Annotated in this window: 13 protein-coding genes and 1 tRNA gene; 3 read left to right on the top strand and 11 right to left on the bottom strand. The window is 51.0% G+C overall.

What is annotated here, in order from left to right:
• Positions 1-25: 25 nt before the first annotated feature.
• From bamA to E6Q52_RS11010, 10 genes are all read right to left on the bottom strand, one after another.
• Positions 26-2296, bottom strand: a complete 2271-nt coding sequence (gene bamA / locus E6Q52_RS11055; protein ID WP_292821990.1) for an outer membrane protein assembly factor BamA — start codon at positions 2294-2296, stop codon at positions 26-28.
• A 62-nt stretch (positions 2297-2358) separates the two neighbouring features.
• A complete protein-coding gene (gene rseP / locus E6Q52_RS11050) occupies positions 2359-3720 on the bottom strand; it encodes an RIP metalloprotease RseP (RefSeq protein WP_292821988.1) in 1362 nt (453 codons plus the stop codon).
• Positions 3717-4925, bottom strand: coding sequence for a 1-deoxy-D-xylulose-5-phosphate reductoisomerase (ispC, locus tag E6Q52_RS11045; protein ID WP_292821986.1), 1209 nt, complete (start codon positions 4923-4925; stop codon positions 3717-3719). The genes rseP and ispC overlap by 4 nt, the downstream gene beginning before the upstream one ends.
• A 9-nt stretch (positions 4926-4934) precedes the next feature.
• Complete coding sequence (locus E6Q52_RS11040) at positions 4935-5762, bottom strand: phosphatidate cytidylyltransferase (RefSeq protein ID WP_292821984.1); 828 nt, start codon at positions 5760-5762, stop codon at positions 4935-4937.
• A 3-nt stretch (positions 5763-5765) separates the two neighbouring features.
• Positions 5766-6530 carry a polyprenyl diphosphate synthase gene (uppS, locus tag E6Q52_RS11035; RefSeq protein WP_292821982.1) on the bottom strand — a complete coding sequence of 255 codons (765 nt, stop codon included), beginning with the start codon at positions 6528-6530 and terminating at the stop codon, positions 5766-5768.
• 25 nt (positions 6531-6555) lie between these two features.
• Positions 6556-7113, bottom strand: a complete 558-nt coding sequence (gene frr / locus E6Q52_RS11030) for a ribosome recycling factor (protein ID WP_292821980.1) — start codon at positions 7111-7113, stop codon at positions 6556-6558.
• 29 nt (positions 7114-7142) lie between these two features.
• Complete coding sequence (pyrH, locus tag E6Q52_RS11025) at positions 7143-7859, bottom strand: UMP kinase (protein WP_292821978.1); 717 nt, start codon at positions 7857-7859, stop codon at positions 7143-7145.
• A gap of 134 nt (positions 7860-7993) precedes the next feature.
• Positions 7994-8869: a translation elongation factor Ts gene (gene tsf / locus E6Q52_RS11020; protein WP_292821977.1), complete on the bottom strand. Its 876-nt coding sequence runs from the start codon at positions 8867-8869 to the stop codon at positions 7994-7996.
• Positions 8870-9026: 157 nt separating this feature from the next.
• A complete protein-coding gene (gene rpsB / locus E6Q52_RS11015) occupies positions 9027-9770 on the bottom strand; it encodes a 30S ribosomal protein S2 (protein ID WP_292821975.1) in 744 nt (247 codons plus the stop codon).
• Between the two features lie 168 nt (positions 9771-9938).
• A tRNA-Arg gene (locus E6Q52_RS11010) sits at positions 9939-10014 on the bottom strand.
• 122 nt (positions 10015-10136) lie between these two features.
• Between E6Q52_RS11010 and dhaL the strand changes: the two genes are divergently transcribed.
• From dhaL to E6Q52_RS10995, 3 genes are all read left to right on the top strand, one after another.
• Positions 10137-10781 (top strand): dihydroxyacetone kinase subunit DhaL, encoded by a 645-nt coding sequence (dhaL, locus tag E6Q52_RS11005; protein ID WP_292821973.1) that lies wholly within the window; start codon positions 10137-10139, stop codon positions 10779-10781.
• Between the two features lie 87 nt (positions 10782-10868).
• Positions 10869-11867, top strand: coding sequence for a dihydroxyacetone kinase subunit DhaK (gene dhaK, locus E6Q52_RS11000; protein ID WP_292821971.1), 999 nt, complete (start codon positions 10869-10871; stop codon positions 11865-11867).
• A gap of 374 nt (positions 11868-12241) precedes the next feature.
• Complete coding sequence (locus E6Q52_RS10995; protein WP_292821969.1) at positions 12242-14194, top strand: diguanylate cyclase; 1953 nt, start codon at positions 12242-12244, stop codon at positions 14192-14194.
• A gap of 7 nt (positions 14195-14201) precedes the next feature.
• Here the strand turns inward: E6Q52_RS10995 and glnE are convergent, their stop codons facing one another.
• On the bottom strand, positions 14202-16745 hold the full coding sequence (glnE, locus tag E6Q52_RS10990) for a bifunctional [glutamate--ammonia ligase]-adenylyl-L-tyrosine phosphorylase/[glutamate--ammonia-ligase] adenylyltransferase (RefSeq protein ID WP_292822239.1): 2544 nt from the start codon (positions 16743-16745) through the stop codon (positions 14202-14204).
• Positions 16746-16779: the final 34 nt, after the last annotated feature.

The raw sequence follows: 16779 nt of genomic DNA, 5'->3' as shown, positions 1-16779 counted from the left end.
ATGGCAACCTGACGTTGTTCTACCATTAGAACTGCTGCCCGAACTGGAACTGCAGCAGTTGCGTATCATCACCACTCTTGTCGTTCAACGGCTTGGCCAGCACCAGTTTCAATGGACCGAATGGGGATACCCAGGTCACCCCTACGCCCGTTGAGAATCTCAAGTATTCAGAGTTAATTGAGTCATCCTTGCCATACACACCACCGCCGTCGACAAAGGCACTTAACCTGAACTGGTTAGATTGCGACACAAATGGCACAGGCATAAACAACTCAACGTTACCCACAAAGCGCTTGGTACCGCCAACGGCAAAATCCGACCCTGTACTTGGGTTAATTTGACGCGGGCCCAGAGAAGAGTTCAGGAAACCGCGCACGCTGTTGACGCCACCAGCATAGAAGTTCTTGAAGAATGGATAGTTTTTACCGCCGTAACTGTCTGCATAGCCCGCTTCACCGTTGAGCATCAAGGTAAAGTCTTTACCCAGGTCTTTATACCAGCTGTGTTGATAGCTGACTTTATAATATTGTAAGTCCAGCCCAGGAATAGAGACATCGCCTGACAGACGTTGCAACACGCCGCGGCGCGGGAACAGGATATTGTCACGCGAGTCGTATGTCCAACCTGCGTTAAACACAATAGAGTTACTGCTACAACCATTGTTATTACCGCAGAAGTTCAGGTATTGAATCGGGCTGCTGGCAGACAGCTCAACATCGGTAAAGTCCAGTGTTAAGCCAGCGCTGATAAAGTCCATCTCGGACATCGGCATACCAAAACGCATGCCCACACCGTATGACTGGCTGTTATACGTACCCACGTTCAATGTGCTGGAGTTTCTACGGCTGGTGTCCACATCACGGCGATAAATATCAAAGCCGCGACTGATGCCATCAGGCGTGAAATAAGGGTCAGTGTAAGACAATGAATACACCGTGTTGTAGCTACTGGTATTCACTTGCAATGCTACGCGATTACCGGTGCCCAGAAAGTTAGGCTGGTTAATGTTAAAACCCAGCACCACGCCATCACTACTGGACAAACCAGCACCGAACTGCACGCTACCGGTCGCTTTTTCTGCCACCGTCACGTTCATATCGACCTGGTCATTAATGCCAGGCACAGACGGTGTTTCCAGCTCAACACTATCAAAAAAGTTTAAACGCTGGATACGTTCTTTAGACCGTTTGATTTTATCGCCCGCATACCAGGCGGACTCCAGCTGACGCATTTCACGCCTGACCACTGAGTCACGCGTACGGGTGTTGCCTTGTACATTAATCCGTCTGACATACACCTTGCGGCCTGGGTCCACAAAGAACGTAAAGGCAACCGTATGCTCCAGCTTGTTGATTTCAGGCACGGCATTGACGTTAGCAAAGGCGTAACCTTCTTCACCCAGCTTGTCATTCATGTTTTTGCTGGCATCGGTCACCTTCTGGCGGCTAAAAACTTCGCCATCCTGGATATTGATCAGCTTGTGCAAGTCCTCTTCCGGCAACAGCATATCGCCTGCCAGTTTGGTCTTGCTGATATTGTATTTTTCACCTTCAGTCAGGTTGATGTTGATATACACATCACGCTTGTCCGGTGAGATCGACACCTGGGTCGAATCAATCGAAAATTCAAGGTAACCCTGGTTCATATAAAACGAACGCAATGCTTCGAGGTCAGCAGTCAGTTTTTGCTTGGAATACTGGTCATCTTTATTCCACCAGCTCATCCAGTTAGGCGTGGTGAGCAAAAAGTTGGCGCGCAAGTCTTCCGTCTTAAACAAATGGTTGCCGACAATATTGATGTCACGGATCTTGGCAGCCGGGCCTTCAGTGATTTCAAAACGAATCGCCACCCGGTTACGTTCCAGCGGGCTGGCGGTGGCTTTGACTTCTGCGCTGTATTTCCCTTGTGACAGGTATTGGCGCTTGATTTCCTGCTCGGCTCTATCGAGTTGGGATTTATCAAAAATCTGGCCTTCGGCAATGCCGATTTGTTTCAGGCCATCTTTGATTTTGTCTGTTTGAAAGGATTTATTACCGCTAAAGTCAATTTGCGTAACAGAAGGACGTTCTTGTACGGTCACTACCAGTACATCGCCTTCGTTCTCAATACGCACATCTTTAAAAAAGCCGGTGGCATACAAGGATTTAATCGCCTGCGCCGCTTTTTCATCGCTCATCACATCACCTACCTGCATCGGCAGGTAGTTAAACACGGTGCCTGGTTCGGTGCGCTGCAAGCCTTCGACACGAATATCGGTAATCACAAACGGCTCTGCGGCATAAGCGTTCAGGTGCATGACCCCCGCCAACAAACACAACCACAATTTAGAACTGGATTTTATTCTCATTAACTATGCTTTCAACCTATCAGGTAACGATTGATGTCATTAAAAAATGCAATCAACATCAATGCCCCTAACATACCTAAACCCAGACGCTGCCCAATCGCCAGCACCTTGTCAGGTAATGGTTCTCCTCGTATCAATTCCGCCATATGATACAACAAATGACCGCCATCCAATACTGGAATCGGTAGCAGATTCATGACGGCAATACTGATACTCATTAAAGCAATAAAACCGATGTAAGGCTTGAGTCCCATGTCGGCAGATTCACCCGCGGCATCAGCGATGCTGACTGGCCCACTGATGGCTTTAAGCGATGCTTGGCCTGTGACCATTTTGCCCAGCATTTTGAGGGTAAATGTGATGGTTTCCTGCATTTTATCTAACGCACGCAGGGCAGCTTGCGAGGCGCTGTAATGACGCACCACCTGATAAGGCGTTAAATCGACAGCATCCATATTGACGGCGGCGCCCAGTCGGCCGATTTTTTGTCCGGCTTGTTGTATGGCCTCCGGCAACAGCTTCACCTGAAACTGGCTTTCACCGCGTTGATACTCGACTTTTAACGGCTGCGCTGGGCTGGCACGCACCAGTTTTACAAACTGCTGCCAATCCGCAATCGGCTTCTGGTTGACCGTGAGGATACGGTCGCCTGCTTGCAAGCCGCTTTGCTCCGCCACTGAATTCGGCATGACTTCACCAATCACGGCTGGCACCACCGGCATCAATACGGCCAATCCAGCCTTTTGCATGACCTCACCATCTGGCTCACCGGCCAACTGGTTGAGTGGCAACACTTGCTGATGCACTTCCCCTTGTGGTGTTTTTGTGACGACCGCAACCGGTTTGTGCACCAGCCAGCTTTCCAGCAATTGCCATTGCGCCTCTTGCCAGGTGGCAACAGGTTTACCATCTAGTGAGACAATCAGATCGCCTTGGCGTAATTTGGCGGCCGCCGCCAACGAGCCTTGCTCCACTGGCCCGATAAAGGGCTTGAGTCCAACTTCGCCTTGGGCAATCAAACCCCAGTAACAGACAAACGCCAGCAACAGGTTAGCCAAAGGACCAGCAAATACAATCCACATTTTCGCAGCGATAGACTGCCGGTCAAACGCTTGTGACCAATCCGTGCCAGGCACATGTTCCACATCGGTCTCGCGACTATCCAGCATCTTGACGTAGCCGCCCAGCGGAATCCACGACAATACCCACTCGGTCGCTTGTGCATGTGCTTGATATTTAAAAATAGGCTGACCAAAACCAATCGAAAACTTAAGCACACGCACGCCACAGCTGCGCGCAGCCAGGTAATGACCAAACTCATGGATGGTGACCAGTACGCCAATGGCGACAATAAATGCCCAGATTGAGGTCATACGCTGACAGCCTTACGCACCGGCGCGGTTGACAGATTGGCAATCGCTTGTGCTACAAACGCCCTCGCTTCAGTATCAATGGCCAACAATTGCTCAATTGACGCTACCGGCTCCGCAGGCAATTGCTGTAAGGTCGCCTCAAGCAATTGCGGGATATCCAGGTATTGAATCTGCTCACGCAAGAAAGCGGCCACCGCCACCTCATTCGCCGCGTTGAGGATAGCGGACGCTGTGCCGCCTGCGGCCAATGCGTCATAGGCTAATCTCAGGCATGGGAATCGCTGCATATCAGGCGCTTCAAACTCTAACTTGGCCACTTCAATCAAACTCAGCGGCTTGACCCCAGAGGCCATGCGCTCTGGATACGCCAAGCCATAAGCAATCGGCGTCCGCATATCGGGGTTGCCCAATTGCGCCAGAATACTGCCATCGACATAAGACACCATGGAGTGAATCACGCTTTGCGGGTGCACTACGACTTCAATCTGCTCAGGCCGCGCCGCAAACAACCAATGCGCCTCAATCACCTCTAGCCCTTTATTCATGAGCGTAGAAGAGTCAATGGTGATTTTGGCGCCCATCACCCAATTAGGATGTTTGAGTGCCAATACTGGCGTGACGTCTTGCAATTGCGCCTGCGTATAACGACGGAACGGGCCACCAGAGGCGGTGAGAATAATCTGGTTCACGCCCACATCGCGCAAGTCGCCATAGGCTTGTCTTGGCATCACCTGAAAAATAGCATTATGCTCGCTATCAATCGGCAATAAGGTCGCTTGCCCCTGCTTAACGGCATCCATAAACAACTGCCCTGCCATCACCAGGGTTTCTTTATTCGCCAGCAAAATCTTTTTGCCCGCTCTGGCAGCAGCGAGCGCGGGCAACAAACCCGCGGCACCGACAATCGCCGCCATCACAATCTCGACTTCTGCATGGGCGGCCACTTCAGTCAAACCATCGACCCCGGCCAGCACGGTTACCTTGAGTTGTTCAGCCTGCACACGCTGCTGCAATAAGCGGGCGGCTTCTGCCTCCTGCATCACGGCATAACGCGGCTGATATTGCGCGCATTGCAGCAACATGGCGTCCACATTGCTGTGCGCCGTCAACGCAAACACGCCATAACGGCCAGGATGCTGCGAAATCACATCCAGTGTCTGCTGACCGATGGTGCCGGTACTGCCGAGTATGGTGACGTATTGCAAAATAACCTCTTAAAACGAGTAAGCCTGCTGCCAGTAATGAAAACAGAACAGCAGACACATGCCAATCGGCAAGGCCGGAATCACGCCATCGACGCGGTCAAGCAAACCACCATGACCAGGTAAGAACTGGCCACTGTCTTTGAGGTTGGCGCGGCGCTTAAAAAAGGATTCAAATAAGTCGCCATAGATACCGGCAACGGTGACCACCCATAAGCCAGGCAACACCCACCAGGTAGCGACTGCCCCGCTGAGCTTTAACGTAGCAGCATAGGCGGCGACCGCCAACAATGCGCCCGCCACCCCCTCCCAGGTCTTGCCCGGGCTGATGGCGGGGGCCAGCTTGTGGCGCCCAAACTGCTTGCCAGCAAAATACGCTGCGCTGTCTGCCAGCCAGATGGTGGAAATAATCACCAGCAGCACATAAGGATTGACTTCCTTGGCTGCGACCAACGCCATCCACAACGACATCATCAAGCCCCAGCCCAACAACAGGTTGAGTGCTTTGTGTTTAAAAAACGTATTAAAAAACAGCGCGACAGGCACCAGGCACAGCCAAAACACAGTCGCCGCGGCAAATACCTGCAAAGCGCCGTAAAAAAACCAGTGGAACCCCAATTGCTGCAGTAAATAAAGCAAACCCAGTCCAGTGAGGGTCGACGCCAACAGGTAATAACGGGTCCGTGCGGCACTGAGTTGTAAAAACCCTGCCCACTCACGCAAGCAGACCAGGGTCAGCGCCAGCATGACTGCTGCCCAAGCCATCAGCGGCAGCCAAAACAACGCTGGCAAAAACAAACCCAGCAATACAATTGCGGTAATGATTCTGGTTTTTAACATAATTTATTGAGCACTACCGCTGTCAACGCTGAGTTGTTCACTGGTGCGACCAAAACGTCTTTCGCGTTGATGATAGGAGGTCAATGCCGCCGTGAAAGCAGCATCGTCAAAATCTGGCCACAAAGTGGGGGTGAAATAAAGCTCAGTGTAAGCGAGCTGCCAGAGCAAAAAGTTACTGATACGGGTCTCGCCGCCGGTGCGGATAAACAGGTCCGGCTCAGGCGCATACGGCATCGATAAATAAGGGGTCAGGTCTGCTTCGCTGATCTCAGCAATTGCACCCTTATCAGCCAGCAGCTGATTAACGGCATGCACCACGTCCCAACGGCCACCGTAGTTGACTGCAATCGTCAGCGTCAACCCGGTATTGGCCGCCGTTTGTTGCTCGGCCTCCAGCATTTTTTGCTGCAAGGCCGGGTTAAATGGGCTGCGGTCGCCGATGAGCTTCAAAATCACATTCGCTTCGTGCAGTTTTCTGACTTCCCTGTCCAGTGCTTCCAGAAACAGGCCCATCAAAAAAGTCACTTCGTCTGGCGGACGACGCCAGTTTTCGCTACTGAATGCAAACAGGGTCAGGTATTTGATGTCCAGTCGCACGCAGGCTTTCACTAGCGCACGCACAGACTCCAGCCCACGCTGATGGCCCGCCACGCGGGGTAAAAAACGCTTTTTTGCCCAACGTCCATTTCCATCCATAATCACCGCAACATGTTGCGGCACTTCCTGAATAGGCGGTACTTGCTTGGTAGAGCTGGAAAATAAACCCAAATCGATCCCTGTTCCCTGATCGCGGTTAAACCGCCATCAAATCTGTTTCTTTTTGCTGCAAGATTTTATCAACTTCGATGACCGCTTTGTCCGTCATCTTTTGCACTTCTTCTTGCGCGCGGCGCTCATCATCTTCAGAAATCGCTTTGTCCTTGATCAACTTTTTCAAGGCATCGTTGGCGTCGCGACGCACATTGCGAATCGCCACTTTAGCGCCTTCGCCTTCCGCGCGCACAATTTTGGTCAGGTCACGACGACGCTCTTCCGTCAGCATCGGCATCGGCACACGGATCAGGTCACCGTTAGTCGCCGGGTTCAAGCCCAGATCACAGTCGCGAATCGCTTTTTCCACTTTGCCAATCATGTTCTTTTCGTATGGTTGCACGTTCAGTGTGCGCGCATCGCCCAAGTTAATATTAGCTACCTGGCTTACAGTCACCATAGAGCCGTAATATTCGACCATCACATGATCCAGCAGACCGGTATGCGCACGGCCAGTGCGGATTTTTGCCAGATCGGTTTTTAACGACTCCAGCGATTTATGCATTTTCTGCTCAGCAGATTTTTTAATGTCTTCAACCATCGTTGTTCTCCAATGTCGGCGTGTAAGGCTTACGCCATCACACGCGTTCCTTCATTCTCACCAAGAATCACGCGTTTTAATGCGCCTTCTTTAAAAATACTAAATACAGCAATCGGCATCTTCTGGTCACGGCACAGCGTAAATGCAGTGGCGTCCATGACTTTCAAGTTTTTATTAATCGCCTCGTCATAAGAGACCATATCATAGCGCGTGGCCGTCGGGTCTTTTTTCGGGTCTGCCGTGTAAATACCGTCGACCTTGGTGGCTTTTAACACGATCTCAGCATCAATCTCCACACCACGTAAGGCAGCGGCAGTATCGGTGGTAAAAAACGGGTTACCGGTGCCTGCACCAAAAATCACCACCTTACCCTCTTCGAGGTAGCGGATCGCTTTACCACGGATATAAGGCTCAGCCACCGCCTCAATATTCAACGCACTTTGCACACGCGCCGCCACACCAGCGTGTTTCATGGCATCTTGCAAGGCCATGGCATTCATCACCGTCGCCAGCATCCCCATGTAATCGGCGGTTGCCCTATCCATGCCTTCAGCTGCCGGGGCCACGCCGCGAAAAATATTGCCGCCGCCAATGACGATGCCTACTTGCACGCCCATACTAACGACTTCTTTCACTTGCGCCACAATCGAGGTCACTGTTTCGCGGTTAATGCCATAAGCATCATCACCCATCAGCGCCTCACCAGACAGCTTGAGTAAGATGCGCTTGAACGCAGGTTGTGCCATGATAATTTTCCCAAACTCAAAATGTGCTTATTTAATCACAAAACGCGCTTTCTTTGGCGTCTTGCGGCCGTTTCAGGCATAAAAAAAGTGGAATCCTGAGATTCCACTTTTTGGAGACAGCGGCAAAAAGTCAATTAGACTTTAGCAGCAGCAGCCACTTCAGCAGCGTAATCAACCACTGCTTTTTCAATGCCTTCACCGACCACGTACATGCTGAAAGAAGCCACGCTTGCGCCTTTGGACTTCAGCAATTGCTCAATGCTCTGCTTGTCATCTTTTACAAAAGGCTGGCTCAGCAAAGTCACTTCTTTCAAGAACTTTTGCACAGTGCCTTCAGCGATTTTTTCCAACATGGCTTCTGGCTTGCCTGCTTCTTTGGCTTTTTCGATCGCCACACGACGCTCAGCGTCGATCAGCGCAGCATCTACACCGCTCGCGTCCAGTGATTTTGGTTTAGCCGCTGCAATGTGCATGGCAATGTCTTTACCCAATGCCTCATCGCCACCCACCAAATCAAGCAACACGCCGATTTTGCTACCGTGCACATAGCTAAACAACTGGCCTTGTGCTGGCGTACGTACAAAACGACGTGGGGTGATGTTTTCACCGATTTTACCAACCAATTGTGCACGCACAGCTTCAGCCGTTTCGCCGCGCAATGGCAAGTTACCGACGGCTTCAATATCAGCCGGGTTATTTTCGTTAACAGTTTGTGCCAAGTCGCTAACAAACTTCAGGAACTCTTCGTTTTTAGCACAGAAGTCAGTTTCAGAGTTCACTTCGATCAATGTACCCAGTTTGCCGTCAGCAGAAATGCTGATACCAACGGTGCCTTCAGCAGCCACGCGGCCAGCCGCTTTGCTCGCTTTGTTACCAAAACGGACGCGCAGAATTTCTTCTGCACGGGTCATGTCGCCTTCCGCTTCAGTCAGTGCTTTTTTACAGTCCATCATCGGGGCATCGGTGCGCTCACGTAAGTCTTTCACCATGCTTGCGGTAATTTCAGCCATTTATTTGCTCCTTTTGTTAGGATTCCTGCAAGAGATCGCGCTCATTGAGGATTTATCTTAAAAATTCTTTTTTTACGATATGCCATTCATGTGTCAGGCATATGTATGAAATGCAATAGAAAAAGGGGCGCATCGCCCCTTTTTAAGCTAACAGCAATTACTCAGCAACAGCCTCAGCTGGTGCAACTTCTTCCTGTGCAGCTTTCACGATTTCAGAAATCGCGTTTGCGCGACCTTCCAATACCGCATCCGCCATGCCACGTGCATACAAACGAATAGCGCGTGAGGAGTCATCGTTACCAGGGATCACATAAGTGATGCCATCTGGAGAGTTGTTGGTATCCACGATACCAATCACTGGGATGCCCAGTTTACGTGCTTCAGTAATCGCGCCGCTTTCATGGCCAACGTCGATCACGAAAATCGCATCTGGCAAGCCGCCCATTTCCTGGATACCGCCGATTGAGCGCTCCAGTTTTTCGATTTCGCGCTTGATGCCCAAAGCTTCTTTTTTACCGAACTTTTCGATACTGCCATCTAACATCATGGCTTCAAAGTCGTTCAGGCGCTTAATAGACTGCTTCACTGTTTTGAAGTTAGTCAACATACCACCCAACCAACGGTGGTTTACATAAGCACAACCAGCACGTTGCGCTTCTTCTTTAACGATGTCACGGGCTTGACGCTTGGTGCCCACGAACAGAATACGACCCTTGTTTGCTGCCAGTGTACGCACGTATTTCTGTGCTTCTTCAAACAGTGGCAGTGTTTTTTCTAGGTTGACGATATGGATTTTGTTACGATCACCAAAAATGAACTCAGCCATTTTCGGGTTCCAGTAACGAGTTTGGTGGCCAAAGTGAACACCGGCCTCCAGCATTTGACGCATAGTCACAGACATGATTTAAGTCTTTCTATTCAAAGGGTTATTCATTAACATGCAATCAAAAACACCCGTTTAAAGGCACCCAATGTGATTACATGCAAGTTAATTGACACAAAAGTCAATCCAAAATTATAGCGCTTTAATCAATTAGTTTCAAGCACTTAACTACTTTATCAGCATGACTGGTGTCCCCGTCAGGACTCGAACCTGAAACTAGCCCTTAGGAGGGGCTGGTGATATCCTGTTTCACCACGAGGACCGCGGCGCTATTTTAAACGCAAGCGCACAAAACGCCTACCCTGAAAACAACAAAAACAGGCTTGCCGACGCACAAGGCTTGTGAGTAACATGCCGTTTTGAGTCTCTTTAAGTTAGCCCACTATGAACAGTTCCGCGATTAATGATTATGCCGCTGCCATTCGCGAGGCCATTCTGGCCCATGAGGCCGATATTGAATGCCTGGATCGGGAGATCGGCGATGGCGATCACTACATCAATATGAAGCGCGGCTGTGAGGCGATTGCTGGCTTGGGGGATGAGCTCAGCACCCTATCCAGCGCGGATGCTCTGAACAAGATCGGCATCAAGCTACTTAGCACGATTGGTGGCGCCTCTGGGCCGCTATTTGCCAGTTTCTTTATGAGCATGAGCAAGTCGCTCAAAGTTAACGATGCTTCCAGTGATACCTTTAGCAGACTGCACATCGCCCTTGCATTTGAAACAGGTGTACAGGCGATTATGCAACGCGGCAAGGCGCAAGCCGGTGAAAAAACCATGCTGGATGTGCTGATTCCGGTAGCTACGGCATTTAAGCAGCTGGCAGAACAAGGGCAATCCAGCAAAGATATCGCGACAACGCTGAAAACTGTTGCCAGCACAGGTCTGGAATCTACCCGCAACATGCTGGCGACCAAAGGCCGCGCTTCGGGGTTGGGCGAGCGCGCCATTGGCCACCTGGATGCCGGTGCCAAAAGCTGTGAGGTGATGATACATACCGTGTGTGACCTCGTGCTTGCCGGGCAATAGCAACAGACCTGCGCTACACAACCACACACCGCCACTCCATTTTTAGCAATAGCACCAATGTTTGCAAAAACACTTAAGGACCGCCCTATGAAAAAGTTCGTGAATAACGTTGACGATATGCTGACAGAAAGCCTGTCAGGCTTTGCCACCGCCCACAGCGAGCTGGTGACGGTGCAATTTGAACCCACCTTTGTCAGCCGCAAACAAAAAGCAGAAAATAAGGTGGCAATTATTTCTGGCGGCGGCTCAGGCCATGAGCCTTTGCATGCGGGCTACGTGGGCAAAGGCATGCTGGATGCGGCCTGCCCCGGTCAGGTCTTTACTTCGCCGACGCCGGACCAGATGCTGGCGGCGGCCGAGGCCGTGCATGCCGACAAAGGCGTGCTGTTTATTGTTAAAAACTATGCCGGCGATGTGATGAACTTTGAAATGGCAACAGAAATGCTGCCGTTTGACCACGCCACCGTGCTCACCTCTGATGATTGCGCAGTGGTAAACAGCACTTACACCACTGGCCGCCGCGGCGTCGCTGGGACAGTGATCATTGAAAAATGTGTTGGCAGTCTGGCAGAAACGGGCGCCGACCTGGCAAGCTGCAAAGCGCTGGGAGACAAAATCAACCTGCGTACCTCCAGCATAGGCGCAGCGCTCACCAGTTGCACCGTGCCTGCCGCCGGTCGACCCACGTTTGATATCAGCGACAGTGAGCTTGAAATGGGGGTCGGCATCCACGGTGAGCCGGGCCGTCGCCGCGAAGCCATGCGTACGGCGGATGCAATTGTCGCCGATATGGTGGCTGCCATCGTGCATGACTTCGAAGCCAAACACTTACCGACCCAAGGCGACATTTTACTGCTGGTCAATGGCCTGGGCGCCACGCCGCTCATGGAGCTATACTTAATTTACAACACAGCGGCTACCTTGCTCACTAACAAAGGATTCAACATTGCGCGTAGCCTGGTTGGCAACTACATCACCGCCATCGACATGGCAGGCGCCTCGCTCACGGCATGCCTGTTAGATGACGACATCCAGCAACACTGGGATCGCCCGGTGCACACAGCGGGCTTACGCTGGGGCTGCTAACGCATCTAACACACCCTCCCTCCTCTCGGCCTGGCGGAAACCCTATGTTGATCCGCAGGCCGATGCTGTCAATCATCGGTGCTGTCAACCATACGCGCCCCCAGCCGTTTTCAACAAAATCAGCATAATTGCTGCAATCTGCAATACGCAACGCAATTAGTTCCATTTAAGCATTGCATCGCCGCAAGCGCAGGAGTATGTTGATTCTCAGGGCTGCAAAACAATCCTTGCCACAGGCGGATTGATATAAAACAAAACAACATAAATATAAGATTTGAGTGTGTATGTCTGCCACCATCCTCTGCTATTCCTCCTGAATTAACCTTCAGCACGTTTTTTACTGTCTCCAGAACTATAGTTTTCCCGGAATGATCATGCACTTCCCGAATTACAAACAATCGCTGACCATGGATGTGATGTTGCAGATGGCTGTCAGAGTCAGCATCGTCATTATTGCCGTCAGTGCCCTGACCTATTGGCATATTTATAAAACCCTAGTCAGCTCTACGATTGATGGCCTGGAACACTATATACAGGAACGCGGCCAGCGTGAGAGCGCGATCTTCAAGCTCGCAGAGTCAAATCATGAAATTTTCAGGGCAACCTATCTGGCGCACTGGCAGCAGGACTTTTTCTATAACGAGCCGTTTTTTTGGCAAGTGTTTGAAAGAAGGCCAGATCAGACCATCCATTTACAGAAGAAAGCCTACGATGGCTATTTCAATCATTCTGGCCTGATCAGCAAAGATGTCACCGCCTACATTGGCGCAAATGCGCCCATAGAAAACAGTGCGTTTAGAAAAAAACTGCTGCTGGCTTACACCATGGTCGACCACTTTGGCGTGGCCTGGACGCGACAGTTTGCCAATCTGTATGTCTCCATGCCGGAGAACGTCAATATTGTGTATTGGCCAGGCGTGCGCTGGGCGGATAACGCCACCAGCAAACTCAACGTGCTGAGTGAAGAATGGGTATATATCACCACACGCCAAAACAACCCCGAGCGCCAAAGCGTGTGGACCGGTCTCTACTATGACCCCACCGCACTGGAGTGGATGGTGTCACTGGAAACCCCGATTGACATTTCGCCCACTAACACGCTGAACATCGGCCATGACATTTTGCTCAACGCCTTGTTTGACCGGGTGTTTAACGACCATTTAACAGGCACTTATAACTTTATTTTCAGAGACGACGGCCGCCTGATTGCGCATCCGGCCAAAATCAACGAGATGAACCGCACGCGTGGCATGTTGATGATTTCACAGCTCAAAGACACGCAACTGCAGCACTACTTTCAAACCCTGCAAACCAACATCCATCAAAAGCAAAAGGATTACTTTATTGTCGAGTCGGATGACGAATTTCTCGCCGTCAGCAAAATTAATGGCCCGGGCTGGTGGTTTGTGACGGTCTATCCCAAATCCCTGCTGTCTTCGCCTTCACTCAACGCCGCAAAATTTATTCTGATTGTGAGTCTGTGTGCCTTGGTGGTTGAACTCATCATGCTGTATCTGGTGATGATGAAAAAAGTGGTGAAACCACTGGAAACCTTTATGGATGCCTCGAGCGCCATTGAAGGCCAGCGTTACGAAAAAATCACTGGCAATGTGTTGCCCTTGCCCGACCACCTCGATAACGAAATCGGCAAACTGGCCAAACTGTTTAAAAGCATGTCAGGCAGTTTGCAGAGTTTTCGCAGCGACATGCAGCGGCTGACACATTCGCTGGAAGATCAAGTCAAGGTGCGGACGCGCGAATTGCAGAAGGCCAAAGACAAGGCTGAAAAAGAAGCCACCATTGATAGCCTGACGCAAATCCCCAATCGGCATTCTTTTTACAATCGCGCCAAAGCTTTGTTACAGCAGGCAGACCACGCTGGTGAACCGCTGTGTTTTTTGATGCTGGATATCGACTTTTTCAAAGTCATCAATGACACTTACGGCCATCCGCAAGGCGATCAGGTGTTGGTGGCATGCGCCCGCACCATTGAGAATACCATCCGTGAAAAAGACCTGCTGGGCAGGCTGGGCGGTGAAGAGTTTGCCGTCGTGTTGCCAAACACCAGCCTGGAAGAAGCCCGCGTGATTGCTGAACGTATCCGCGTCATGATTGCTGAGCTGTCGTTTTATACCTCACAGCGCACGCAAAGCTTTCACACCACCATCAGCATTGGTATTTCTTGCGCCGCAGAGACCATTTATGCCTACGAATTACTGTATAAACACGCTGACCTGGCACTGTATGAAGCCAAGCAATCCGGCCGCAATCTAGTGGTCAGCTATACAGGCAATCTATCGACGCAGGAAAACCTGCCAGACAGCTGATCTCTCATCAGCCGCCGTTAAATAAAGTCTGCCAAAGCTGCACCACTGCCGCACGCTCGGCTTGCAGCTGGTCATCCGCAACAATCGCCTCCTGCCCCTGTAATTTGGCATGGTGAATCAAGGTGCGATATTCACGGTAAGCATCAGCCACCTGCTCAGCCAGCGCGGCAGATTCAATCAGGCCGAGCTTGGCACAGCGTTGCAACAAGGCGATGTTACCGATATTGTCGGTGAGTTCAGGATACTGCGCCGCCTGCGTCAACACCAGATATTGCACCATAAACTCGACATCAATAATGCCACCCACACCCTGCTTGACCTCAAAACGATCAGCTTTGGGTTTGTGCGCTTCACGCATTTTTTCGCGCATATCTGCAATCTCTTGCTTGAGCGCCTGCATATCGCGAGGCTGGCACAGCAATTGGTGACGAATCTGCTCAAACGCCGCGCCTATACTGGCATCGCCTGCCACAAAGCGGGCGCGCGTAATCGCCTGGTGCTCCCACACCCAGGCTTTGTGTTGCTGATACTCGTTGAACGCCTCCACCGTGCTCACCAGCAAACCACTATTACCGTCCGGGCGTAATTGCAAATCGGTTTCGTACAATAAGCCGGCATTGGTCAAGGTGTTAAACCAAGTATTTATTCGCTGGGCAAAGCGCGCATAAATCTCTTGCGCCCGCTCTGCATCATCATCAAACAGAAAAATAATGTCCAGGTCAGACAAATAACCGAGCTCTTTGCCACCCAATTTACCGTAGCCAATCACGGCAAACTTGGGTACTTCGAGATGCTTAAACGGCAGGTTCTGCCACACCGTTTGCACACTCACTTGCAGAATCACATCGGCCAAGGCGCTTAAATCATCTGAAATCGCTTCTAGCGGCAATGCCGTCATCAAATCTTGCGCCGCAATTTTGAGCACACTGGCATGCTTAAAATGACGCATGGCGTCCATTTGCGCCTCGACATCGCCTGCCAATTGCTGCATGTGGCGTGTGAGCTCTATTTTTAACTGTGCGGCATCCAGCCGTTTAAACAGGGTTTGCTTATTGAGCAGCTCATCGAGCAAAATCGGGTGTGCGGACACATACTGTGCAATCCATGGGCTGGCAGCACATAATTTGACGATCAACGCTAGCGCATCTGGAAACTCAGCCAGCAAAGCCAGATAACTGGCGCGGCGGCAAATGCTTTCCAATAAATCCAGCGTACGTATCAGCGCGGTATCCGGGCTGGTACTTTGTTGCTGGCTGGCCTCGCGCAGCAATAAAGGCATGAGTTGATCCAGGCGGCGGCGACTTTGTTCTGGCAATTGCTGAATACGCTGGCTGTTACGCGTTTGCTGCAACAAATGCACAATATCACTGCTGCGTGTATAGCCATGTTGCTGCAACCACTGCTCGCCCTCCGTGACACTCAGTGTGCCTTGCCACAGCGCTGCCTCTTCTTGCAAGTCATCGCTTTGCTCATCTTTAAAGATGGCGTCAAAAAAACGCTGTACGCGGTCGCGGTGTATATTGAGTTCAGCCATAAAACTGGCCCAGTCAGCGTTCCCAACCATTTGCAGCAGATAGCCACGGTAAGTTTCTGAGTCTGGTAAATCCTGGGTTTGCTGGTCATCGATATACATCAGCCGATGTTCGAGGTTGCGCAGATAAATATAACTTTGTTTTAAGGCCGCGACATCCTCAGCAGGCAGCATGTCGCGTGCGGCCAGGCAATCCAGCACGGCCAATGTCGGTTTAATCTGCAAGTCGGGCACTTGCCCGCCGCGAATGAGCTGAAATAGCTGCGCAATAAACTCCACCTCGCGAATCCCGCCGCGCCCCAGCTTGATATTGTCCGACAAGCGTCGTTGCACCACATCGCGCTGAATCTGCACCTTGAGGTCGCGCATCGAGGCATAGGCATTAAAATCGAGGTATTTACGAAACACGAACGGCTTCATGACTTTGCTCAATGCCACCTCTGGCCCATACACGGCACGGCCTTTAATCCAAGCATAGCGCTCCCACTCGCGGCCATAATTCTGGTAATAATCCTCCAGCGCATCGAGGTTGCAGACCAGCGCGCCCTCTGAGCCAAACGGCCGCAAACGCATATCCACCCTGAACACAAAGCCATCTGCGGTGACATCATCCAGCGCTGCGATGACCTTTTTGCCTAGCCGGGTAAAAAAATCCTGGTTACTGATAGATTTTGCGCCGTCAGTTTCACCCTCTTGCTCATAAGCAAAAATCAAGTCGATATCAGATGACACATTGAGTTCGCGGCCGCCAAGCTTGCCCATGCCGACCACAATCAGTTGTTGCGGCTGACCGCTGGCATCACGTGGCATGCCATAGACCTCGGCTAAACGTGCATGATAAAAATCAGCGGCGGCAGCAATCGCAGACTCGGCCAGCGCGCTCGTGATTTCGACCACCTCAGCAAAGTCGGCCAGGCCATTCAAATCGCGGACGATCATATGCGCCATTAACCGCTGCCTGATTAACCTGATTTGTTGCAAAAAAACAGATTCTTCAATATTTTTTTCATATAAAAACAATGCGTTAACATTTTCAGTCTTATATGTCTTATAT

It is taken from the genome of Methylophilus sp. (assembly GCF_008015755.1).
GTDB lineage: Bacteria > Pseudomonadota > Gammaproteobacteria > Burkholderiales > Methylophilaceae > Methylophilus.
Note: the sequence above shows the minus strand (reverse complement) of the source record. Positions and strands in the feature narration are given on the sequence as shown.